Annotated in this window: 16 protein-coding genes; 7 read left to right on the forward strand and 9 right to left on the reverse strand. The window is 55.0% G+C overall.

Features of this window, described 5'->3' with window-relative positions:
- Window positions 1–36: 36 nt before the first annotated feature.
- The 5 genes from KK925_RS01830 to KK925_RS01850 form a co-directional block, all read right to left on the reverse strand.
- Window positions 37–1,047 (reverse strand): phosphoribulokinase, encoded by a 1,011-nt coding sequence (locus KK925_RS01830; RefSeq protein ID WP_174582691.1) that lies wholly within the window; start codon window positions 1,045–1,047, stop codon window positions 37–39.
- 35 nt (window positions 1,048–1,082) lie between these two features.
- Window positions 1,083–1,982 carry a CbbX protein gene (cbbX, locus tag KK925_RS01835; RefSeq protein ID WP_407929024.1) on the reverse strand — a complete coding sequence of 300 codons (900 nt, stop codon included), beginning with the start codon at window positions 1,980–1,982 and terminating at the stop codon, window positions 1,083–1,085.
- Window positions 1,983–2,142: 160 nt separating this feature from the next.
- Window positions 2,143–2,577 (reverse strand): ribulose bisphosphate carboxylase small subunit, encoded by a 435-nt coding sequence (locus KK925_RS01840; RefSeq protein WP_174582729.1) that lies wholly within the window; start codon window positions 2,575–2,577, stop codon window positions 2,143–2,145.
- A 36-nt stretch (window positions 2,578–2,613) separates the two neighbouring features.
- Window positions 2,614–4,083, reverse strand: a complete 1,470-nt coding sequence (locus KK925_RS01845; RefSeq protein ID WP_174582693.1) for a form I ribulose bisphosphate carboxylase large subunit — start codon at window positions 4,081–4,083, stop codon at window positions 2,614–2,616.
- 158 nt (window positions 4,084–4,241) lie between these two features.
- The gene (locus KK925_RS01850; RefSeq protein WP_214096204.1) at window positions 4,242–5,603 is read right to left on the reverse strand and encodes a transaldolase family protein; all 1,362 of its coding nucleotides are present in this window, start codon (window positions 5,601–5,603) and stop codon (window positions 4,242–4,244) included.
- A gap of 586 nt (window positions 5,604–6,189) precedes the next feature.
- On the opposite strand from KK925_RS01850, the gene KK925_RS01855 reads away from it, so the two are divergent.
- From KK925_RS01855 to KK925_RS01865, 3 genes are all read left to right on the forward strand, one after another.
- Window positions 6,190–6,669 carry a DUF2147 domain-containing protein gene (locus tag KK925_RS01855; RefSeq protein ID WP_174582695.1) on the forward strand — a complete coding sequence of 160 codons (480 nt, stop codon included), beginning with the start codon at window positions 6,190–6,192 and terminating at the stop codon, window positions 6,667–6,669.
- A gap of 474 nt (window positions 6,670–7,143) precedes the next feature.
- Window positions 7,144–8,514 carry an APC family permease gene (locus KK925_RS01860; protein WP_174582696.1) on the forward strand — a complete coding sequence of 457 codons (1,371 nt, stop codon included), beginning with the start codon at window positions 7,144–7,146 and terminating at the stop codon, window positions 8,512–8,514.
- Window positions 8,515–8,661: 147 nt separating this feature from the next.
- Entirely contained in the window at window positions 8,662–9,843 is a 1,182-nt protein-coding gene (locus tag KK925_RS01865) for a hypothetical protein (RefSeq protein WP_174582697.1), read from the forward strand.
- 209 nt (window positions 9,844–10,052) lie between these two features.
- Here the strand turns inward: KK925_RS01865 and KK925_RS01870 are convergent, their stop codons facing one another.
- Complete coding sequence (locus tag KK925_RS01870) at window positions 10,053–11,234, reverse strand: serine hydrolase domain-containing protein (RefSeq protein WP_174582698.1); 1,182 nt, start codon at window positions 11,232–11,234, stop codon at window positions 10,053–10,055.
- Window positions 11,235–11,548: 314 nt separating this feature from the next.
- Here KK925_RS01870 and KK925_RS01875 point away from each other — a divergent pair, with 314 nt between their 5' ends.
- The gene (locus KK925_RS01875; RefSeq protein ID WP_174582699.1) at window positions 11,549–11,824 is read left to right on the forward strand and encodes a hypothetical protein; all 276 of its coding nucleotides are present in this window, start codon (window positions 11,549–11,551) and stop codon (window positions 11,822–11,824) included.
- A gap of 344 nt (window positions 11,825–12,168) precedes the next feature.
- Here KK925_RS01875 and KK925_RS01880 read toward each other — a convergent pair whose 3' ends face one another.
- On the reverse strand, window positions 12,169–12,981 hold the full coding sequence (locus KK925_RS01880) for an MBL fold metallo-hydrolase (RefSeq protein WP_174582700.1): 813 nt from the start codon (window positions 12,979–12,981) through the stop codon (window positions 12,169–12,171).
- Between the two features lie 100 nt (window positions 12,982–13,081).
- Here KK925_RS01880 and KK925_RS01885 point away from each other — a divergent pair, with 100 nt between their 5' ends.
- The 3 genes from KK925_RS01885 to KK925_RS01895 all read left to right on the forward strand — a co-directional run bounded on the left by KK925_RS01885 (window position 13,082) and on the right by KK925_RS01895 (window position 18,027).
- The gene (locus tag KK925_RS01885) at window positions 13,082–15,058 is read left to right on the forward strand and encodes an alpha-1,4-glucan--maltose-1-phosphate maltosyltransferase (protein ID WP_174582701.1); all 1,977 of its coding nucleotides are present in this window, start codon (window positions 13,082–13,084) and stop codon (window positions 15,056–15,058) included.
- 33 nt (window positions 15,059–15,091) lie between these two features.
- The gene (locus tag KK925_RS01890) at window positions 15,092–16,684 is read left to right on the forward strand and encodes a phosphotransferase (protein WP_174582702.1); all 1,593 of its coding nucleotides are present in this window, start codon (window positions 15,092–15,094) and stop codon (window positions 16,682–16,684) included.
- A gap of 188 nt (window positions 16,685–16,872) precedes the next feature.
- Window positions 16,873–18,027 carry a DsbA family protein gene (locus KK925_RS01895; protein ID WP_174582703.1) on the forward strand — a complete coding sequence of 385 codons (1,155 nt, stop codon included), beginning with the start codon at window positions 16,873–16,875 and terminating at the stop codon, window positions 18,025–18,027.
- Between the two features lie 1,039 nt (window positions 18,028–19,066).
- On the opposite strand, the gene KK925_RS01900 is transcribed toward KK925_RS01895, so the two are convergent.
- Entirely contained in the window at window positions 19,067–19,276 is a 210-nt protein-coding gene (locus tag KK925_RS01900; RefSeq protein WP_174582705.1) for a hypothetical protein, read from the reverse strand.
- 1,103 nt (window positions 19,277–20,379) lie between these two features.
- Window positions 20,380–23,475: a bifunctional proline dehydrogenase/L-glutamate gamma-semialdehyde dehydrogenase PutA gene (putA, locus tag KK925_RS01905; RefSeq protein WP_174582706.1), complete on the reverse strand. Its 3,096-nt coding sequence runs from the start codon at window positions 23,473–23,475 to the stop codon at window positions 20,380–20,382.
- Window positions 23,476–23,537: the final 62 nt, after the last annotated feature.

Raw genomic sequence — 23,537 nt, forward strand, 5'->3', positions numbered from 1 at the left:
TTCCAAAAGGAAGGTTCCTCGGGTTAGCCCACGGTCCTACTCGTGGTTAACCGAGGTCCCGACAAACGCGCGCTGTCGCCGCAACATCCGCAAGGCATCCACGGGAGGCGCGTAGGGAACCTGCGCGTTCTCTTCATAGGCTCGAAGCAGATGATAGGCTAGCAAAAGCTGCGTTAAAGCCAGCGGGTGGCTTCTCCGTTTTTCCCCCCGGTCGACATAGACCCCCAAGCCGTCGGTCTGCAAAGGAGGGACCCCGGGGGGTAAATGCTTCCAAATCGTTTCCTCGAGCTTGGTCGCCTCTTCATCACTGACATTCCCATCAATTTCTAAAACGTCTACCGGACGATGGGTGTCCCTGGCTAATTCCAGACGGATGGCGGAACGACCACCAGGAGGAGTGTCAAACAAATAGCTCAAATCCGGATGGGGGATGGTGGGGCGAAGGATCAACCGAACGTTCAAGTGCCCATCGCTTTCCCCAGGCCTGGCCCCCTCCGATGGATAAAACCGCACCACAATGTCCGCAAAAGCCCGTTGGGGACGAATGAAAGCCTGCGAATCATGTTCCCGTAATTCGAGTTCTTTAAGAACTTGTTCAGCGGTATATCCCCGCTTGGACGTGTCTCTCCGGATTTTCCACAGCCGGCGCAAATCCTCCGGGGGATCCAAATACACCTTAACATCGTAAAACTGCCGCATGACGGAAGTATAAAAACAAAGAAGCCCCTCCACGATGACAAACTGGCGAGGCACGACATACTCCGGACGGACCAGGGTACCGTTGGAATGGTCATAAACCGGTTTGAGAATCGGTTGCCCGTAGTGTAGCCGTTCCAAATGCTGCTCGAAAATGTCCAGATAGTTACAGTCCGGATGAAGGGCAGTGATGCCAATTTGAGCCCGTTCCTTGCGATCATACTTGTGGTAATCGTCAGCACAGATTGCGGTTACCCGCTCTGGGCCCAGCACTTCCACAAGCCCATCGGTCAACGTGGACTTACCTGCCGCGCTATCTCCCACAATGCCAAGAAGAATAGGTCGTCCCACGAAGGTCATCTCAGTCCTTTTCTTTTTTCTAGGGTTTAGGAAGCCGCTGTGACTTCCATTGCCTCCTTAAATACCCGGCTCTGACGCACGTCGGACTCGTCGATCCGCATCAGTTCCTCCCGGTTTACAAGCCCTCCTTGCCGCAAGAGCCGATTGGCCTGACGAAGTTTGATCCGGTCAAGGGCATTACGCACACTGCGCCCGTAGGAAAAATAGGGTTGCTTCATCCGTAAAACCAGATACTCGCGAAAGGCTTCCCGGGAACGTTCATCAAAGAAGTAATTTTGCTGTTGGAGCATAAGTTCGGCAATCGCCATAAGCTCTTCCACTGTGTACTCAGGAAAATCAATATGATGGGCAATCCGTGAGTGCATTCCAGGATTGGCCTGGAAAAAAACATCCATCTTCTCCTTGTACCCTGCTAAAATCACCACAAGATCGTCTCGTTTCTCCTCCATCCCCTGGAGCAGCATCTCAATGGCCTCTTGCCCGTAGTCCCTCTCATTTTCTGGGCGATACAGGTAATAGGCCTCATCGATGAAGAGGACCCCTCCAGTCGCTCTTTTCAAAACCTCCTTGGTTTTCGGCGCGGTATGCCCAACGTATTGCCCCACAAGATCCTCGCGCGTAGCAACCACCAGGTGCCCCTTTCGGATATAACCCAGCCGGTGCAAGATGGACGCCATCCTGAGCGCAACCGTAGTCTTTCCGGTACCCGGCTTTCCCGTAAAGCACATGTGCAAAGTCGGTCGTTCCGTATCAATCCCGAATTTTTCACGTAATTTGGCAACGAGAAGACTTGCTGCAATCTCTCCAATTCTGGTTTTAACGGGTTTAAGCCCAACAAGCTCTCGGTCTAGCTGACGTAAAATTTCCTCAATTCCGGACTCTCGGTAGGCAGCATCTAGATCCACAAGGCCCGACTCGCTGATCATTTCCTTCTCCGAACCCAAGAGTCCGACCACCGCACCAGATGCGGCCTCTTCATGGACCACCATAACTCCCTCCTATCGATTCTCTCGCCCGTCTAGACCTATTGACCCGGTCACTGCCTCCCGGCTAGGATTCTCTTCCCTATGGTCTCCAAAAAGGAGGTTATCCTACACCCTTCTCGTTCCCCGCATACCCACGCGGACGATCTTTTGCATAGGGATGAAGCGAGTACTTGATCTGCCGATCTTGGTAATCCAACCTCTCCATGCGGAACCCAGGCTCCTCCTTCGGCCGCTGGACGATAAACGAAAGAAGAATCGTTGCCCTCGTTCGTCGGGAGTCAAAGCCAAGCACCCGAATGTAATGATTCGGGAACTCCCGCCGGCACTGTGCCAACCTTTCCATCACGGGATCGGCACTGGTAAGATCAAAGAAAGGAAGCCCATACATCTCCCAGTACACGTTGCGCGGGTGGATGTCATCCGTGTGCTCAATCGAAACCGCCCATCGGTTCCGAATACAATACTCCACCTGCGCCCGGATCTCCTCGTCCGTAAAATCGGGCAAATACGAAAAGGTGCCCTGAGTTACTCTGATCATAGAAATGCTCACTCCTTGCTCGGGGTTGTCTCTTTACACCAAAACCGGCGTTTCCAATGCGTCCGGAACGTCGGTCGATTCATACTCAAAGGAGACATCCTTCCACACATCGAGCGCCTTGCGCAACGGTGCGCACCAGCGCGCCGCCTTTTGGAGAATTTCAGGCCCTTCCCGCAGGATGTCTTTCCCTTCGTTGCGAGCCTGGATGATCGCCTCGACCGCCACACGATTCGCCGTCGCACCCGCTGCAATCCCATCCGGGTGACCGATCGTTCCACCACCAAACTGAAGGACGACGTCTTCCCCGAGGTAATGGATCAATAAATGCATCTGACCCGCATGAATCCCCCCGGATGCCACCGGCATCACCCCGGGCATCGAAATCCAATCTTGCTCAAAATAGAGACCTCGCAAGGGGTCAGGATCCAGCTTGTCCTCCCGGAGAGTAGCATAGTAACCCTGGACCGCATAAGGATTACCCTCCAACTTCCCCACAATCGTCCCCGCATGGAGGTGATCCACTCCCGCAAGCCTCATCCACTTGGCCAGCACCCGGAAATTCACCCCATGGCTTTTCTGCCGGGTAAAGGTAGCATGCCCTGCCCGGTGAAGGTGAAGAATCACCCCATTCTTTCTGGCCCACTTCGCCATGGACTGGATCGCGCTATATCCAATCGTTAGATCAATCATGATAATGACGCTTCCTAGCTCCTTAGCGAACTCGGCTCGCTCATAAATTTCCTCCATGGTAGCCGCCGTCACATTAAGATAGTGGCCTTTAATCTCTCCGGTCTTGGCCATCGCTTTGTTAACGGCCTCCATGCAAAAGAGGTAGCGATCCCGCCAGCGCATGAAAGGCTGGCTATTAATATTTTCATCATCCTTTGTAAAGTCGAGACCACCCCGCAAGGCCTCATAGACCACTCGACCATAGTTACGGGCCGAAAGCCCTAGCTTGGGCTTAACCGTCGCCCCCAAAAGAGGACGCCCATACTTGTTGAGATACTCACGCTCCATCACGATCCCATGAGCGGGACCCTGAAAGGTCTTTACATAATGAGGTGGGATCCTCAGATCTTCCAAGCGCAAGGATTTGAGGGCTTTAAATCCAAAAACATTTCCGATGATCGAGGAGGTCATATTGGCAATGGAGCCCTCCTCAAATAAATCGATCCCATAAGCTATATACGCGATATACTCATTTTTCCCAGGGACCTGTTCAACCTTGTAACACTTCGCCTGGTATTCCTCATAGGGGGTTAACCGGTCCGTCCAAACCACAGTCCAGGTTGCCGTCGAAGACTCCCCAGCCACGGCGGCTGCGGCCTCATGGGGTTCCACCCCTTCCTGAGGAACCACCCGGAAGGCTGCCAAAATATCGGTCTCCCTGGGGACATAATCGGGATTGTAGTACCCAAGCTCCGCATAGGGAGCTACCCCGGCTTTTAACCGGCTAACCTTTCTGGCCTTCTCAAGGGCTCCATCATGCTCTCCTGACATCATTGACCTCCTTTTCCACTCAAACGAACCGAATGTTCGACCAACCTTGCCCGCAAAACCATGCGCACCCGAGACACCCTCGCTTCCACCTCCCCATCTTCAGAGAGACCCACCCCTTGCTCCGCCAAGTGGCCTTTAGGTGCAATCCCTTATATGGCGAATTAGCTTGCAGCTGCAAGCAGTTTTTCAACCCCTCGGACCAATTTTTTGTCCATTTCCTCCTGGAAATTGGCAAAATCCCCAATCGCCAGAAGACTGTACAAAGTGTCTAATGCGAGCCTCTGCGGCCACGGGCTCTCCCAATCCGGAAGCTTTCCTTTTCGAAGCTCTTGCCATTCGGACTCAGTCGGCGCATAGAAAAAGTCGCCAAACCCAGCCTCCTCAAACCGGTGGTACAAACGATCGCCGTCGCTAAGCTTCTCATATTCTTGCGTTCTCGCGTAGCTTTCCAAAAATTCCCAAAACTCCGCTTTTACCGTGAAAAGCTCTTCGATCTTTTCCCGGCTGACCCGTTCCAAAACCCTCGCCGAATATTGTAACCGGTCCGAATAATCAATCTCTGCACAAGACCGAAGCTCTTCCGCTGGGACCTCCCTTTGAGCAAGAAAATCCTTCAGTACCGTATACGGAGCGGTGTAAATGTCGCACCCAGCCGCCAACACAAACGTCTGCCACCGCCGCATGCTAGCCACAATATTTCGTGTCGGTACCCCAAACCGCTGGCGCAACCGGCGAAGCCCCCTCTGGGTGCAAAGGACCACTTGTTCCCCTAACAGCTCCGACCCCAGACCCTGGCTAAGCCGTCCCATAAAAATGTTGGTCCGCTGAGGTGCCGCCAGGAGCGCCGCAGCCACCACCTGCCGTGTTGAGAAGGTAGCGGTAAAATTGACTCTGACCCCTTCTTTTTCGAGATCCCTGGCTACCAGAATTGTCTCCGGATGGTCCGGGCAAAAAGCCACCTTCACCAAAGCTCCCGGCACCGACCGAGATAACGCCCGTGCAACCTCTTTGGCTGCACTTGGGTTGCCAGCTAATCCCGTATGGAGCTCTAGACTCACTTCCCAAGGCCGATCGGGCCTGTTCCAGGCCGATTCAATCTCCCGGCCCAACCGGCCATTAAGGATCGAATAGAGGGCAATGGCAAGCTCCCCGGAACCTAGCGTCGGTTCCCAACGACGGAGATCTTCGGCCCAGCGTTCAAGCTCGCTTTCCTGGGACGTAACATACCGATCGATCACCTTTGCTACCAGGGGCTGGTTGGTGGTATTCCCATCAAGCTCCCGGTAAAGCCAGACCGTGCCCCCTTCGTTGCGGGCCACCACAAGATCAGAAAGTTCTCGGAAGTCGGCAGTGTCCGCCCAGATATGTTCCGTTCCAAGAGCCTTAAGAGCAGAAAGAAGCGGGTGGGAGGTAAATTCCACCCGGGTGAAAGGGGAAGCAGTCTCCCCATCCGTGATCCATTGGGAAAGTTTTTGCGCCAAGCCTTTGCTAACTGCGCGTCCGAGCCCTCTCATGCGTTCCATCCTTTTTGTATTACATTCTAGTCTTCCAAAAGGAAGCCACCAAACACTTTTCCGCGCCCCTAAAAGCCGACAAAATACCTGTCCCAGGAAATCCCGTGGACCGTGCTCTCTCTGGACCCGGTTTTACCAACGGGTTTGCTTTCCCCTACCCGGGACTGGCTCCCTGAATTGCAGGCTGCACGATTTTGCCACAGCGGAAAGATGACAAAAGCGGTCGTTTTCCCTCCTCCCGCGAATCCTACGCCGAGGCTGCAAGCAACGCTGGGATAAGCAAAACCGGCGACATTGGGATCCTTTTTTTAAAAAATCCTCCCCTCCTTCCCTCGTACCGACTGAAGCCTCTAGAGACTGGCCTTCTCCCTCCAAACAACGGCAAGCCAAGCCTTCCTTGGTGGCAAAGTGTTGATGCAGACCCTTCAAACGATAATGGGTAAAAGCTCTCTTTTAACCTGTGTTCACCTTGATTCCGTGGAAGCCATGTGACCCATCCATGACCAGAGACTTTTTTCCTTGGAGCCCAGTTGACGATAGCGTAAGAAGGATGGAAATCTTTTGATTGGAAGCTCTCCTCTTTGGGCACGCGGTAATGATTTGGCCACTTTGGGTCATTCTCCTTTGTTTTCCTGCTTTCCTCGGGGAACTCCACGCCGGGAGGGCAGAAGAAATGCGCGCCAATAGCCTGTCAGTAACGGGCCGGTGGATCGAATTTGACGAGGCTACAGGAAAGCCTCACATCATCATCCGGATCTTGTGTCAACAGGGTGAGTACCGCGGGATTATTGAAAGACCCATCCAAATCCTTCCCGATGATGATCCCAAGGGGCTTTGCCGATGCTGCAAGGGGGCTTTGCACAACCAACCCATTATCGGAATGACCATCCTTTGGGGAATGAAAAAGAGCGGCCCGGGAGAGTGGTCAGGGGGGCACGTGCTCGATCCCCGGAACGGAACCATCTACCAGGCCTCTCTTCGCCTCCAAGAAAACGGGAACAAACTTTTGGTCCGCGGCTACGTCTTGTCCCCCCTTTTTGGGAGAAGCGAGGTGTGGGAACGGGTCAACCCGTAGCTTGATCCCATGGCAGAGATCCCGGCACGCCTTTGGCACAAACCTAGAGCCCCAAAAACGCCTAGACGCGGGCATAAAAGGACTTCCAAGGAACTGCCAGTATCGCAAAAAGAAGAACCTCCCGAAACAAGGTGGGGCAAAGGAAGAAAGGAAAAAGCGGTTTTTGTTTCTGGGAGCAATGGATCGAAACGCTACCAGAGTCTTTGTAGGGGGGAACCCTCAGGAGGATAGGCAGTCCTCCGGAGATCCTGTAAGCATGGTACCGGCGTCTTTCCAGTCGACAAACCAGCCCTTAAAAAACAAAAAAGTAAGCACGCGGTCTTTTGTAAACCAATGACCTACCGGGCCACGAAAAGGATCTTGGCATCTATCCTAGATCCTTTTTTTCCAACGCTCCTTGGGGGGGCTTTTTCAGTCCCTCGTAAGCAAAAAGAAAACCGCCTAGCTTGACCGCAAGCAAAACAACCAGCCCCAATGCTTCGGCAAGATCCTCCCCACCCTACAGCTCCCGGGCAGTCTGAAAGGGTCGATTCCTTTCCCTCCATCCCTTTTAGCAGTGCGGTAGCCCTTGTAGTAGCAGATATGATTGGCACCGGAGTCTTTACAAGCCTTGGGTTTCAATTGGAAGAACTCCACTCCGCCTTTGCCATTCTCACTCTGTGGATCCTGGGAGGTCTTCTTTCTCTTTGTGGTGCCCTATCCTATGGAGAACTCGGAGCTGCCTTTCCCCGTTCAGGCGGTGAGTACCGCTTGCTTGGACGAATTTTCCACCCAGCCCTTGGGTTTGCTGCGGGCCTTGTCTCGCTAACCGTGGGCTTTCCAGCCCCGGTTGCCCTCTCAGCGATGGCTTTCGGAGGCTATGCGGCCCGTGGTCTTGGGCTAACTCTTTCACCCAAGATTCTCGCGCTAGCCTTGGTGGTACTGGTGACCCTGGTTCACATGGGAGGAATTCCGGAAAGTGCACGCTTTCAAAACGGAGCTACCCTTCTTAAGATTGTTCTTATCCTCTCTATGATCGTCGCAGGGATGTTGGCTCCCAAAGCCTCGGGGCTTGCCCTAGAGCCAGTCCCTGAAGAAATACGGGAATTCCTTAGCCCTTCCTTTGCCGTAGCCCTGGTCTATGTCCTTTACTCCTACGCCGGCTGGAATGCCGCCATCTACATTGCCGGTGAACTCGAAAATCCCCGCCGGCTTCTTCCTCTGGCTCTGATCACCGGCACCACCTTCGTCACCCTGCTGTACGTTCTCTTTCACGCAGTCCTCCTTTGCCTCGCACCTCCGGCGGTCTTTCAGGGGCAACTGGAGGTAGCTATGGTCGCCGGAAAACTTCTTTTCGGTCCTTGGGGAGCAAGAATCGTAGCTATTGCTTTATGCCTCGGGCTTGTGTCTTCGGTGAGTGCCATGGTTTGGGCCGGTCCTCGAGTGGCTATGGCAATGGGAGAGGATCTCCCCCAGCTGCGATGGCTCGCGAAAAAGAATCAAGGAGGCAATCCCTCCATCGCCACAGCTCTCCAGGGGATAACGGCCTGTCTTTTTCTTCTCTCGGGAACTTTTTCTCAGGTACTTTCCTACATCCAGTGGACGTTACAACTCTGTTCCTTTTTGACGGTCTTAGGCGTGATGGTGTTGCGATACCGAGAGCCTGAGCTTCCCCGGCCCTACCGTACCTGGGGATACCCATGGACCCCTCTGCTTTTCCTTGTTGCCAGCCTTTGGGTACTCATACACCTCCTACATTCGCGTCCGATGGAATCCCTCTGCGGGGCGGCTACTCTTCTCGCCGGTGTTTTGGTCTACTACCTTCCCATCTTCAACCAGGGAGCAAGACCACCCCAAAACGTTTAGGCTCTCCTTGTAGGCTTAACACTTTCTTCCTACATTGGCGGTAGAATGTTTCTTTCTATAAGGCATTGGCGGGGATGGCTTTTGGGCCTAGGCTGGTTATTCGGCAGCTTTTTCTCGTCTTGGCTGTTTGCGCAGGACCCTAACACGGTGGCACGCCTTCTGGCCGGCCTCCCGTCTGAAGGCACACCTGAGGCCGAAGCCATCATGGTCAACCCGGCTTGGGTTGCTCACGCATCCGAAATGGAACGGGCGTGGCAATCCATGGAGCGACGCCAGCTTCTTCCCTTGCGAAACTGGGCTTTCCGTTACTTGGGGTGGGCCTCCCAATCGCCTGATCCTGTCGTCTACCCGTTTAGCGGTCCTGACATCCTCTACCCGATGGCGTTCTTTCCCAACGCCTCTGTCTACGTTCTATGTGGACTCGAGCCGGTGGGCCCGCTTCCACGTCTGGAGGATCTCCCCCCGGAGATTCTTGGATGGGAGCTAGCCCGCATCCGTCGAACGCTCGACCCTTTCCTAAAATGGAGTTTTTTCATCACAAAGGACATGCGTGTCGAGCTTAGCTCAGGCCGGATCACCGGGGTTCTCCCTGTTTTTTACCTGTTACTGGCTCGAATGGGGGCCACACTCCACCGCGTGGAATATGTATCGATCGGCCCCGACGGGAGCGTTCTCCCGGCCTCCGGTGGAAGAGCCGTAGGCGTGCGAATTACCTTTAGCCGCGGTCCGCAGCTTCAGACTCTCTACTACTTCACAGTAAATCTGGAAAACGATGCGCTTGCCAACCAACCGGGCTTTTTCCATTTTTGTCAGCGCTTACCCCGGGGTCCGGCTTTAGTGAAAGCCGCTTCCTATCTTTTGCATTCCGAAGCCTTTTCTCGGGTACGCGACTTTCTTTTGGCCCACTCGACCCTGATTGTCCAAGATGATTCGGGTATCCCCATCCGCTTCTTTCTGTCAGGACGATGGACCTTAAGGGTTTTCGGAAACTACATAGGCCCTATCCCTCTTTTTAAAAACCACTATCAACCCTTGCTGACTTCTCTTTACTTGTCGAGTAACCCCCCTCCCCTTCCGTTTGGTTTTGGCTACCAGTGGCGACCCGAACGCTCCTCCCTTATTGTGGCGACCGCCCGCACAGGTGGATCATCCCTGGCACTAAGCCCTTCGCGCTCGTGGCGACCCTGGAACGTGCCGTCCCCTCAAAGCGAAGCGACTGGAGTCTCTCAACCTCTACCTCATCCCTTAGCAAATCCTTCCTCAGCCCGGGGAAACCCCTTGCCTTTCTGGCCTCCCGTCTTTTTCCCCTCGCCAGAGGAGGAAGAGTAAATAAGTAGCTACCTATCCGCCATCCCCGTTTCTTTTCAGGGAAAGAACCTTCCTACCGTTCCCTCACGCCCACCCTTTTGGGGCAGACCTTGGAGGCTAGCTTCTTGGCCAACCGTGGTGGCACAAAACCTTACGGACGGATGTGGGAAAACCAGAGCGGTCAACCACGCCCATGGAATGGGATTAGAATGGTTAGGGATGGCATCGGATCACGGGCTATCCAAACGACCTCCCCGTTCCCTGGCCGTAACTCCAACTTCTCGGGCGGCTACAATGGCGTGTTTTTTTCGAGACGCTTTGGTAAGCGATTCTTGGCTCGCGGGAACCAAATGCTGGGCTTTTTTCGCTGAGGTCTGGAATTCCGTGCCGGAAAAGAAAAGTCGCAAAAAGTGCGCGTCGGAAAAGGAACGGTCCCACCCTTGACGCACAATGACGAGTCCCTGCGAAGGAATCACATACATTCTCTGGGAGCCAGACCCCACCGCTGCGACTAGATCCACAGGAGCGTCCTTGCAAATACAGGCCCGCGTCCAATCCTGTTGCCACCACTTGTGGTGAAGCATCCCCTCAATGGATACCTCGCGGGCGTGCCGGAGGCTAGCCTGGCGATTGGTCCAAAAACCAATCCCAAACGCACCGTTTGCCCGAGAACCTTCAAAGCAAGCCTGCAGAAAGCGTGGTTCCACAATGGGCCTGCCCCCTCGCACCAATGCGTTTCCCAGTCGCGCCCACTGGCGAGCTGTCATAACAAAACCGGTCGCCAGGAGGGGATTTCCCTTCCCATCTTCCAGGTAACGTTGTGGCCCGAGACCCAAAGGGCGCAGTACCCTTCGTTCCAAATACTGCTTCGGGGTTTCTCCGTATCGAGCCAGCTTGACCTCGAGAAGGTGGTGAAAGACTTGAAGCGAAGACGGACCATAGAGGAAAGCAGAGCCGGGTCGAGCCACCATGGGAAGATGTAAGGCGATCCGGTCTCGATCTTCAAAGCCCGAGCCATGGAGAAAAAAACCAGGCTCCAGACCGCTGGTAAAATTTAGGAGTTGCCGGACCGTGACCTGCTTTTTGATGGGATCCCGACGCCATTCCGGTACCGAGTCGGACACTCTCTCGTCCAGTGAAAGAATTCCGTCTTGCACCGCCGCCACAGCGGCCAAAGCCCAAAATCCTTTGGTGCCACTATAGATTCGATAAGGACAATCACGGTCTGCCCGAGAGTAGTCTTCAAAAACCACCCTCCCAGATTTAAGGATAAGAAACGCAAAACCATTGTGCTCAGCTGAATAGCGGGCGGCCTCCTTCCATCCCCTGGGAATTTCCGCGATTGCGCCTGGCGTTGATGCCCTAAAGGCTATCAATGCCCCGAACAGAGCGAAAAACCAAAACCGGTTCATAGGGCCTGAGGCGAAGGAGCCGCAAGGAAACCTTCGCTCCATCGCCCACGGTTCTCGGTTACAAAAAAGGCTAAGGGTCCGGCAAGTCTCGAGTTTTGCCGGGCCTTTACTTTCCTTGCCCAATCCAATCTTCTTGAATCAAAATCGGCAGAAGCTTTTGGAACATAACCTCCAAAAAACCCCGAGCTTCTTAGGTTGCTCTTACTCCTTTTTATCGAGACAAAGCTTGGCTCACACCACGGCTTGCCGCGCGAGAGGAAAAAACGAAGATCCTCCTTTTTACCCTGGATCCACCGAAAGACTCCGAAGATATTGTGGCAGAGATTTATAAGACGGTGTTTTATTCGGTACTGTCTGACCGCTCTCTGCACCAAGCGCAATCCCTGCCCGAGCTGCCCTCCAAGCCTACTTCCCAAGCTTTCCTTTCGTTTCAGGGTCAAAAAGAAATCTCACTCTCTCGGTCAAGAGGATATTTCTCGTTTGCCAGCTATGAAGTGCTTTTCATTCTGGAAAACTTTCACAAGCAAACCGGGTATCCCCTTCCGCCATCGGACAGGAAAGAGGACGAGCCGCGCATCCACGACCTTTGAGAGTCCAGCACCTTGCCGTTTCGGTCTCGAAAGGAAACAACTGCGCCCCCTGCCGGGCCCTTTCTTTTTGTTTCGAGAAATACCAGCTCCGTGTTCGCGAAGGCTAGCAAAGGGCTTAGGATCGCGAATGTTCCCCTTCCCCGATCCGTATGACTCCCTATCGGCTGACCGTGTTTTTTTCAAAAGTTTTCCCTCGACCTCAAGTCCGGTCGGTGACGTTCACCACGACTCGTTTTTTTCCGTCTCGTGGCCCCTTCCCCCACTTGCCGCGTTCCCCTGTGACCACCCACAAGCCGGCTTCCCCGTCCAACTTTTTACACGGAAATCTTCGAAACGCCCACGCTTCAAAGCGAAATCCGCATCCCCTCTCGTGCCAGCCGGACCTTCCCGGTAAACCCAGCCTCGCTCGCGATTTTCTGAAGGTTCTCTTCCTGTCCAACCCACTGATCCGGGTAATGGATCAACCATACCTCCTCCACTGGCCGACCCAACAATTCCCGAAAAAGGTCCGCTGGCTCCACATGAGCCAGTTCACAAAAAAGGATGCGCACAGGTTCCGAGACAACAGGCCGGAGATCACTTGCACACCCAAGGTCAGCGGAGTACACACAGCTACCCGATGGCCACTCGACAAGCACTCCACAACAGCAAAAACAGATCGTAGGAAAATATTTTCCAAACCGAGCTTCCCCGCTGCAAAGATGGGTCGTTCCAAAGGCCGTGAGTTCCCATTCTCCCCAGCAATCCTTTCGTCCTGGGACGATCCCCGTCCAGTGGATAGGAAAGGGAAGGATCTCAGGAAGAAGTAGACAATGCTCTAGGAGTTTTTTGAGCCCGGCGACGGCCCCGGCAGGTGCAGATACCTCCAGCGGCGTCTTTCGGTGGCGAAGCCATAGGGTTTGAACCAGTATTGGAAAATGAGCTACATGGTCACTATGCATATGGGAAAGCCAGATCCGAGACGGCACGCCTACATCCATGGCTTCCCCGACGAGCCACTGCTCTACTGGAGCACCACAGTCCAAGAGCAGGCTCTGGTTCTTGTCCCAAAGGAGAATCCCCGCATGGTTACGACCGGGTCGCGCCAGACCATCGGCGGTACCAAGGACAACCGCTTCCATCCAGGGGATAGTATCCTTACCTTCCTCTGGGATCAACGCGGGACGTTCATTTTTTCTCTCCGATTTCCTCTGGCGACAAGCACGCACAACGCTGCCGCTTTCCCTAGCCTAAGTAGCGCCAAAGATTGACCCCGCCGTGAGCAACTCCCTTACGCGTTGGTCAACACCGCCCAAAAAAGTCATTGCCATCCATCGTGTCTATCCCGAGCTCGATTGTGGCTGTTTCGCCATCCAAAGGGTTTTGGGCGAATCTATTCAGGTAGAAGCCGACATTTTCGCTCACGGGCATGACCGGCTCTTTTGTCGGCTGCTATGGCGCCATGAAAAGGAAAGCCTGTGGCATAGCACTTCCATGGAAGATATTGGGAATGACCGCTGGCGTGGAACGTTCCTGGTCGAACAATTGGGTAAGTATTGGTATACCATTGAAGCCTGGGTGGATCGGTGGGGCAGCTGGCTCGCCGGAACGCAGCGACGTCTCCCTACAGATCCTGACTGGGCAATCGTGTGGGAGTGGGGTGCCTGGGAATTGGCACAATTTCTAGAAAGAGCCCAGCCAGAGGACCGCCGTCAGCTGGAAGAACTTCGGGAAATTCTTCTCTCTGAAAAGATTTCGCAAGAAGAAAAAATCTCTCGTGCCCAGGATCCAATACTCCATAAGATTACTCTTCGCTATCCCGACCCCGTTTGCATCACGCGTTACTGCCGGGAACTCCCCGTGCAAGTCGACCCAAAGCGAGCTCTTTTTTCTACCTGGTACGAGCTTTTTCCGCGCTCTGCGAGCCGAGTTCCCGGTCAACACGGAACCCTTCGGGATTGTGAGGCGCGCCTTGAGTATGTGGCCCGGCTCGGTTTCGATGTCCTCTACTTGCCCCCGATCCATCCCATCGGTCGAACCGCGCGGCGAGGAAAAAATAACCAGCCCACTGCAGCTCCCGAAGATCCGGGTAGTCCATGGGCAATTGGTGACGAGACGGGAGGTCACACGGCTATTCATCCGCAACTAGGGACGCTGGACGACTTCCGGCAGCTCGTTCGGCGGGCACGCCAGTTGGGTATCGAAATTGCAATGGATCTAGCCTTTCACTGTTCTCCCGACCATCCGTACGTACGCCAACACCCGGAGTGGTTTGTCCGGTTGCCAAGCGGGCAGATTCGTTATGCGGAAAACCCGCCCAAAAAATATCCTGATATCTATCCTTTTAACTTTGAAGGGGAAGGCTGGCAAAGTCTTTGGGAAGAGTTAAAAAGGGTCGTCCTTTTCTGGGTGGAACAGGGGGTTCGGACCTTTCGCGTCGATAATCCCCATACGAAACCGTTTGCGTTCTGGGAATGGCTCCTTTCGGAAGTAAAACAATTACACCCCGATGTCATTTTTCTCTCGGAAGCTTTCACGCGACCGAAGGTCATGTACCAGCTGGCAAAGTTGGGCTTTTCGCAATCCTACACCTATTTCACGTGGCGCAATACGAAGGAAGAACTCACTTGCTACTTTGAGGAGCTGTTCCATACGGACGTTGCCGAATTCTTTCGACCGAACCTGTGGCCGAACACCCCGGACATCTTGCATGAGTACCTCCAAAAAGGAGGGCCGCCAGCCTTCGCGATCCGACTGATCCTGGCTGCAACCCTTTCTGCAAGCTACGGGATCTATGGGCCGGCCTTTGAGGTTTGCGAACGAGAACCACGAGAACCGGGTAGCGAAGAGTATCGGAACTCGGAAAAATACGAAATCCGTCATTGGGACTGGGATACTCCCACCCCCATTCGGGATCTCATTGCAAGGATTAACCGCATCCGGCGAGAACATCCTGCCTTGCAGCAGAATCGTCTTTTCCGGTTCCATTGGACGGATAATCCTGCCATTTTGGCCTACAGTAAATGGACCGCCGATGGGAAAGATCGCATCCTTGTCGTCGTGAACCTCAATCCTTTTCATGTTCAGTCGGGGTTTGTGGAGGTACCGATTGAATCCTGGGGATTGCCCGCCTCGGGGTACCTGGTCGAGGACATCCTTGCGGGGATCCCGTATCATTGGGAAGGAAACCGGGGGTTTGTCATTCTGGATCCCTCCAAAACCCAGGCCCACATTCTTTGGGTGCGCGGCCCCTAAGGAAGCCGGGTCGTTCCGCAAGTAGATACCCCAATGAATGGAGTCGCGGAGATTCCAGAGATTCTCCTAGCAGATAGCCCCCCGATTGCCCAACGGCCCGGAGGGGAGGAGGCGTTTCTTTCTCTCCTTCGCCAGATTCCCCTTTCGGTGTGGCAGGCGTTTCTCTCCCGAAAGCGATGGGCGGGCTTCAAAAACGAGCCGATCCGGGATGCTGGCTATCGAAGACTTTTCTGGCTGACAAGCCGAGAAAACGCCTGGGCGCTTCTCTTTTGGGAGGCAACAACACTTTCTGGAACCACCGTCACCTACTTCCTTCCCCTTTCGCTTGAGCCACAGCCAAGGATAACAGACCCCTTGTGGGAAGGCTCCTGGGCAATCGCCCGGCTGCGTTCCGCAACGAGGGTTTTTCTTTTAAGTGACGCCCTTGGTCAGGACCGTTTTTGCCAAGCCTTTCTCTGTGCGTGGTTGGAGAATACAAAATCTTCCAGCTGGGATGGGCAGAGCTGCCTGCTCTGGGAAAAGGGGTCCTCCTTCCCCCCTTCCCCGAAACTCCTTCCTGTTCAAAGACCTTCCTGGGAACAGAGCCATACTTCGCTCGTTTTCGGAAACGAAGTTTTGCTCAAATGCTACCGAAAGATCGAACCAGGTAAAAATCCAGAAGAGGAATTTGCCCACTTTTTCCACAACGCATCCCCCTGCCCTCATGTGGCCAGCTGGCTCGGTAGCGTTACCTGCCGGCTTGAGAAGGGAGGCGAACAAGGGGTTGCCATCGCTTTCGAATATCTTCCCGAGGGTAAAGACGGGTGGAGTTACACCCTTGAGCTTCTACGAGAATGGGTAAAGAACCCACTTCCCGAAAAGCTTGATTTATGCCGGAGTTGGGCCGGAGAACTAGGCAGGGTTCTTTTTTCCGTGCACAAGGCGCTGAGCGAAACGACCGGAAGTGAGGCTTTTGATCCAGAGCCCCTGGCTCCCCAAGAAATCAAGGATTGGAAGCAAAACCTGCAGAAGGAATGGGAGGAGACTGTCCAGTTACTTCGTTTCGCCGAAACCAAGTTCACCCCAGAGGAAAAAGAGCTCTTGGAGCAATTTTTTTCTATTGCGCCACGGTTTTCACAAACCTTGCTCCAAGCCATTCCTCAAGACTGGCAGTGCCGAAAATGCCGCTTCCATGGAGATCTTCATCTGGGTCAAATCCTCGTCACTCCGAGAGGACTGCGAGTGCTTGACTGGGAAGGGGAACCGGACCGTCCCATTGCGGAACGACGGCGAAAAGGATGCCTTGTAAAAGATGTGGCAGGCCTTCTCCGATCCTTCTTCTACCTGGCTAGCTTTCTCGCGTACGAGGAGCAAAACAAAGTGGGCCTCTCAGAAAAAATGGCAGAGATACCCGGAGAAGTAGGGGAAGCGTTTCTGGCCCGGTATTGGGAAAAGGCTAGCCTCTTGCCAACCCTGCCCCGGGATACAGAACTGCGCAACGTTCTGCTAGGCGCCTTCTGCTGGCAAAAGGCCCTCTACGAATTGCGCTATGAATGTAACCACCGGCCTTCGTGGATTCGGATCGCGCTCCAAAGTGTCCTCTGGTACCTTAAAAGCCCTTTCGTTTCCTTTACGAACGAGCAATAGCAAGGGGAACGCGCTTACTGGCCAAGGGAAGGGGACATACCCGGTCTACGGTCCCGGGGTAACCCTAACGGGTCTACTCACTGCTTCGGTTTTTCCGAGCCAATCCCAGCGCCTTTGGCCTACGCGGATGCAGGAACGTATCCAAGGAGAACGGTAGCCAAACCCTCCGGCAGACGAACCAAAAGACAATGCTTTGGACCCTAGCCTTTTTGGCCCTTTGGCTGGCCCACACCCTCCCCTTAGCCTCCGGGACGGGCCCGGAAAGTTCCCGGACGCCTGCGGCTTCGGAAATTCTTCCTAGCGAATCCGTACTGCAACAGAGCCTCCTAAAAGCTCAGCCTAAAGACTGGGTCAAAGGGAACCCGGACGCTCCCCTGACTCTTGTGGAATATCTTGATTTCCAATGTCCCGCCTGCCGGAGCTATGCCCCCGTCATCCAAAGACTTCTCTCGGAGTTCCATGGACGGCTGCTCGTTGTGGTACGCCACCATCCTTCCAACCTTCATCCCTGGGCATTTCTCGCCTCACTGGCAGCCGAAGCGGCAGGCAAAGAGGGAAAATTTTGGCAAATGCACGACCTTCTTTTTGACCGGCAATCGGAATGGTCCTCGGGCTCGGATCCTCTCTCCTACTTCGAAAGCTATGCGGCTTCTCTGGGAATTCCCAAAGAAAAATTTCGAGAGGACCTCAACGATCGTACCCTTCGCGCTAGGGTCCTAGCCGATCTATGGAGCGCTTCGATCCTCGGTGCTCATAGCATTCCGAGTTTCTTTCTCAACGGTCACAGAATACCCAATCCCAAAACGTATGACGATTTCCGAACTTTAGTTCGAGCCGCAGAGATCCAAGCCACCGCGGAGCAAGTACATGAGCACGCCGATTTTCTCGTCATGGTCGATGGCAAACCTATTGATTTTTCTCTGCCCCGCTACCAGTCTGCCCGCGGCCAGGAAAAGGATCCCAAGGTTCACCTCCACCACGGTAATGGGCATGTTCTTCATATCCACGCTCGAGGAGTAACCCTCAGCTACTTTTTTCAAACGCTGGGTATTCGGTTTGGTCCCGAAGGGATGGTCATGGACGATGGACGGAAGTATCCAAACGATGGTGGGAGACATTGGCGTCTTTTTGTCAACGGCACGGAAAACCATCTTTTGGAGCGGTATGAACCCAAGGATCTGGATCGAATTCTTTTGACTTACGGGCCCCTACCTCCCCAAGAAATCCAGCGTGAACTTGCCATGGTTCCCAACGACGCCTGCCTCTACTCCCACACCTGTCCAGAACGCGGAACCCCACCGGATGAGGAATGCAGCGGGCTTTTGGGGAGCGATTGCCCGTAGAGGGACTGATCAAGCCTGCTCGATCTAAACCGGGCATCCACAACCGTTTCTACAACTATAGATCACCATCCCCCTACCAGGGAAGATCGCCCGGGACGCCGACCGAGCAGTGCTCTCAACGATTCCGCGTGCCGGGGTCTCGCCGACAAACCCCAGGTAGCGCCCAGCGCCACGTTTTCGCAGACCGAGGCCGGGGTGGCCATCCATTACCTCTCCACCGGGGTTGCGCTGCCCGCGTCGCTTTGAGTCGCCGCCGAACTTGCGCCATAGAAACGACCATACATTCTTCGTCCAGTTGCTTGCGGGTAGGACGAAAGTGACAATTCCGCCATTGCGGGTGGGTGTCACTGCCTCTGGCACGGCTCGGCGTTCGGAGCGACCCACTCCCCTCCGGGCGAGGGCACAAGGACACGCCCTAGCTAGAACTCGCCCCGTCACGGCGCGCTTAGTTGACCGCAGCGATCACAGACGTGTAGGCCGGGTTACATTCCATCCCCTCGACCCCGGGAGCAAAAAAGCCGTCTGGAGCATCGTGATCAGCTCAGCACGCGCGAAGGAAAAGAGCGGATGGGCCCGAACGGGATCCACCGAGTCAAGCTCGAGTTTTTCGCTCGCGAAGGTCCCATCGTTCGATCACAAGCGCCTTGGCCGATTCGGCTTGGGGCCAGGGCGATCGCTTTCCCCCCCATCGCCAAGGATCGCTTTTTCTTCCTCCTTGCTCTTGCCATAGAGATTCAATCGGATGCCGCGGATTCTCACGAGATTGCTAAAGCGGTCCGTTTCGGCCAAGGTGCAATGATCCCTCGTTTCTATCGACGCCGAGCGCTTCGGCAAGGCGGCGTGTCACCCGGGAAACGGGTCCGCGCCTCGACACTTCGCAAACACCCGTGACCCCTTCCCGTCCAGCACGAAGGGTAGCTTTACCACGCATCCCGCCCGCTTCCGGACCACTTGCGCACTCTTCATCACCCCGATGACGATCCGCCTGGCCGAGAGGGCCTGGAGGATCGCCTTCTGGCCGTAGGCGAAGCACACGCCCTCAAGAACCAGTTATCGGCAGGGGCTCCCCTATCCCTCGGGCAGCCGCAATGCTAAGCCGATAGGCTCCCCTCCGAAGAGATACCGCGGCTTGGCAGGACTGGTTGCCAGCGGTCGTGTCCCTCGAGCCGAGCACAGAGAACTGGCCGCTCCATTCCACCTGCCAATCCTTATTCCAAGCCGTATAATCCGCATAGGCGTTCTCTTCCAAGGAAAACTCTTTACGGGAAGAGGCGGCGCGAACCGAAAGAGAGACACATCCGTTCGGGACCTCTGATCGGTTAGATGAGCGTCAAGCTTGGTCAGGAAGATGGCCAGCCGCCGCTTTTTCTCGTGCAAAACGTCCGGTCGCGGCTGGTTGTCCTCGAGCTCGCCGATCGCCGTTTCCGCTCTTCTGGATCCATTCCCTAGCTTCCTCAATGAGATCGGACCGCTTTTCGCTGATCGAAGCGATCTTTCCTTTGAGCTCGGAACCCACAGGGGACGGAACTCTCGGGCGGTCAAGCCAAACCGCGGCACCAAGGATCGCTCACGCTTCTTTAGCGAAACACAAGCCAGCCCCCCAATCTGGTAGAAAAAACTCCGCTCCACCCGCCCGTAGAACGCCGCATAGGTATTAAACAACGCCCCCGCTCGACCGTCACCCACAAACGCATCGGGTTAGGGAAAAGAGCAAGCTTCCCCCTGCGATCGCTTCGAGGACCTTCTTGGCGCATTTCTGCTCGGATCTCTTCCCCTCAAGCCTGGCACACAATGAAACGATCTTTTCGTAGAGGTCCCGCACGACACAGGGGTCATTTCCTTCGGAATCCACCACTAGGATGGATCAACTTTGCTCGGCCCACGCCCCTTCCAGCTATTCGAGGCCTAAGCGCATCAGCCGATCGCGCTACTCGACCAGGATGACGACAACCTTCGGATCACCGACCTGCCCAACGAGCTCTCTGCGATGGCCCTTCATCCTGGAGCCGACCTCCTTGACGGCCTCGACGATCTGCAAAGCTTTCCCTGATAGCCAACTCGGAGAACCCAAGCCAATGGTCTTTCCCAATCCGGTTTTTTCATCAGCGCTTGGACACCCGCGTGGAGAAGGAAAGGCCATCGAGTGGTGCTGCAACCGAACGAACGATTAGCGTCCCGGTCGGCAACTGCTTGGCCAGAGCAGGCGAGCGCCCCTCCTTCGACATCCGCCCACCCGTCTTGGAGCAAGCGCTCTCCCGCTTGGCCGCCGCACGGAACTTGATTTTCACATGCTGCCATGAAGAGCCCTTATATGCCTCAAGATTTTTATCTCTTGGCAATCCCCAAACACCCCTACGTAGAGCGATCGGACCGAAAGAAAGATTGAGCTTGAACCAAAAGTTCCGGGTCGCCACCCCATGCAGCGGTACAATGTGTCCGAACCCTTTCGGTTAAAAACCGTAAGAGATAATAGGGCCCGCCAGCCTTGGGCCCGGTCCCGGAGAGCTTTTCTCCTCCAAAGGGTTGAGCCTCTACCAGCGCCCCAATCATGGGGCGGTTCACGTACAAATTGCCCACTTGTGCCCGGCGAGTGACCTCCGCAATGATCCCGTCCAACCGGGTCTCGAGCCCCAGCGTCAATCCTGTGCCCGTGGAGGCAAGCCACTCAAAAATTTTTTCCCACTCGCTCTTCTGATAACGGACAACATGAAGAATCGGTCCAAAAACTTCCTCCGTTGGGAGATCCTCCCAAGAGACCTCCCAAGCCTCGGGAAGAAAGTAGGCTCCTTGAGGGAGGGCCGAAGGAGAGCGTGCGGCCCGGGCGAGAAGACGCCCCTTTTTTGCAAGATTTTCAGTATAACTCTCAAGCCTCCGGCAAGCGTCCTGACCAATCATGGGACCGACGTCGCTATCGAGTTCCCAAGGATCCCCGACCGAAATTTCCCGGATCGCCCCCTCTAAAAGAGGGAGAAGCACTTCGGCGATTTCCTCGGAGACAAAGAGGACACGTAATGAAGAACATCGCTGGCCCCCGCTATCAAAAGCACTCGTTATAATGTCATCCACCGCCTGTTCCGGCAGAGCCGTTCCATCCACAATCATGGCATTAATCCCACCGGTCTCTGCCAGAAGTGGGATCCAGAAGGCACCCCGCCCGGCTAGAACTTGAAAGATCTTCTGGGCAGTTCGAGTCGACCCGGTGAATGCCACCCCGGAAACTCGGGGATCCTCCAACAGAGATTTTCCAAGCTCGCTTCCACCTGGGAGAAACTGGAGTGCTTCTGGGGGAACACCAGCCTCTTGTCCCAGCTTAACAGCTAGGGCAGCAACGAGAGGGGTCTGCGGAGCAGGCTTGGCCACCACAGTATTCCCACAGACCAGAGCGGCAGCTACCTGTCCTACGAAAATGGAGAGGGGAAAATTCCACGGACTTAAACATAGAAATACACCTCTACCCCGAAGAAAGAGCTCGTTTCGCTCCCCCGAAGGGCCTGGCAGCCGTTGCGGAAACCTTACAAGCCTCTCGGCTTCCGCTGCGTAATACCGGCACAAATCCACCGCTTCCCGGACTTCACTGAGGGCATTGGGTACGGTCTTGCCTGCTTCTTCGACCAAAAGGGAAACCAGTGCTGGGCGTTCTTTTTCCATACGCTCTGCCCACGCTCGCAGAACACTCGCACGCTCTTCCACAGGCCTCCCCTCCCAAGAAGCAAACGCTTGGTCGGCCAGGCAAAGAGCGTCTTTGCCCAGCGAGGGCGATGCTTCCTCTACTCGGCCAATCACTCGAGACAGGTCCCGGGGAGAAAAGACCCATCGTGCCACTCCTTCCTTCGGTTTCCCTCCGACCACCGGTCTTGCCTCCCAGGTTCGGTTTCGAAACCGGGAAGTTGCCTCCCACAACTCTCTTCGAACCAAGGGATCCGAAAGATCTGGCTCGCTAGCCGCCTTCCGCTTGGGTAAATAGATTTCGACCGGCCTGGGTAGAAGTTTCTCCTGGAGACGAGCCTCCTCTTGGAAACGGATAATGGGATCGGTGGTGAAACTTCTTTCCGCTTTTTTCCATAAGGGCAGCGAGGCCACTTGACTTGCCCCGTTTTCCAAAAGCCTGCGAACAAGGTATCCTAAAAGGTCCTTCCTTGCGCCCACCGGGGCATAAATGCGACAGGGGATTCCTCGGTGACGAAGAACGCCTTCCAGTGGCTCCCCCATTCCATAGAGTCTTTGAGCTTCCCACGCTACGTCCTCCGGGGCAACAAACTCGAACACGGCAGCCATGGTCCATGGGTTATGGGAAGCAATCTGCACCCGGAAAGAGGGGCGTTTTTGGAAAAGAGCCTTCGCGCAGGCAAGAAAGGAGAGTTCCGTAAGTTCTTTGCGGGAAAAGACCGGGTAATCCTCTAACGCCAAACTCTGCGCTCGGCGAATCTCCCAATCCCAATAGGCACCTTTAACGAGCCGAACCGGAAGAGTCTTCCCGGACCGTACGGCGACCCACTCCAAAAGATCAATTAAACTCCGAGCTCGTTTTTGGTAAGCTTGAACCACAAACCCGGGGCCCGTCCATCCTTGGAGTCTTGCGTCAAACCAAAGAGAAGCGGCTAGCTCTAGCGCCAGTCCCAGCCGGTCCGTCTCTTCAGCATCGATGACCAAGCCGCAGCCCTTCCTTTGGGCCAAGATGCATAGCTCCCTCAGTGCCGGAAGAAGCTCCCGAAAGACCCCGGCCGCATACCGATACGAAAATCGAGGATAGAGAGCCGAGAGCTTGACTGAGATCTCCCACTGCCCTTCTGGGCCACCCTCGGGAAGGGCTTCCAACGCCCGGCGATACCGTTCCCAGTGTCGTTTGGCCTGATCCCAATTCCTTGCCCCCTCTCCCAGCATATCCAGGGAGTACCGTGCCGAAAAAGAGTTTGTGGCCTTCTGGAGCGCTTCCGTTACGTCCTCCGCAAAGACAAACCGGCGAATGAAAAGAGCTAGGAGCTGCTCAGAACCCCATACAAGCACCCGATTCGTCCATGGGCCCTCCCCTAGCCGGCTAATCCAAGCACCCGATGCAATAAGAAGCCCCAAGAGGGCCACCGGAAGACTAGCGTTCTGGAACCCGCAGGCAAGCCACTGGCCTTGAGAGATTTTGTCCCGGATCGCGCGGGCAGCTAGCTCAGGATCCGTTACCCGGGACAAAATCTCGGCCAGTTGCGCCAAAAGAACGCCCTCCTTTTTGTCCAAAGAAAAGAACGCAAGCCATTCATCGACCCAGGGAGCACGAAAAAGCCGTTTCCCCTCCTCCACAAAGGCGGCTACCCGCTGGGCCGTCCGAGAGGCGTGCTCCGGCGACCAGGAAAGCTCTGCAAGCAAGCGCGCGCCAATCTCAAGCTCAGGGGCTCGGGACTGGGCCCAGACTTCCTTCCAGGCCGAGCTTTCCGACAAAAATCGTGTTTCCGGCTCCATCTCTATCCTAAGAAGCTTTTTCCAGCACGGGCCAAAAACACTTGAGGCTTATCTGCCAAACT

The organism is Candidatus Methylacidithermus pantelleriae (genome assembly GCF_905250085.1).
Taxonomy (GTDB): domain Bacteria; phylum Verrucomicrobiota; class Verrucomicrobiia; order Methylacidiphilales; family Methylacidiphilaceae; genus Methylacidithermus; species Methylacidithermus pantelleriae.

Excerpts from the sequence above, each read along its gene's own strand:
- cbbX (WP_407929024.1), bottom strand. The coding sequence starts at position 1,982 with ATGATCAGCGAGTCGGGCCTTGTGGATCTAGATGCTGCCTACCGAGAG.
- KK925_RS01895 (WP_174582703.1), top strand. The coding sequence starts at position 16,873 with ATGCTTTGGACCCTAGCCTTTTTGGCCCTTTGGCTGGCCCACACCCTC.
- KK925_RS01850 (WP_214096204.1), bottom strand. The coding sequence starts at position 5,603 with ATGGAACGCATGAGAGGGCTCGGACGCGCAGTTAGCAAAGGCTTGGCG.
- KK925_RS01890 (WP_174582702.1), top strand. The coding sequence starts at position 15,092 with ATGAATGGAGTCGCGGAGATTCCAGAGATTCTCCTAGCAGATAGCCCC.
- putA (WP_174582706.1), bottom strand. The coding sequence starts at position 23,475 with ATGGAGCCGGAAACACGATTTTTGTCGGAAAGCTCGGCCTGGAAGGAA.
- KK925_RS01845 (WP_174582693.1), bottom strand. The coding sequence starts at position 4,083 with ATGATGTCAGGAGAGCATGATGGAGCCCTTGAGAAGGCCAGAAAGGTT.
- KK925_RS01860 (WP_174582696.1), top strand. The coding sequence starts at position 7,144 with ATGCTTCGGCAAGATCCTCCCCACCCTACAGCTCCCGGGCAGTCTGAA.
- KK925_RS01870 (WP_174582698.1), bottom strand. The coding sequence starts at position 11,234 with ATGAACCGGTTTTGGTTTTTCGCTCTGTTCGGGGCATTGATAGCCTTT.
- KK925_RS01855 (WP_174582695.1), top strand. The coding sequence starts at position 6,190 with ATGATTTGGCCACTTTGGGTCATTCTCCTTTGTTTTCCTGCTTTCCTC.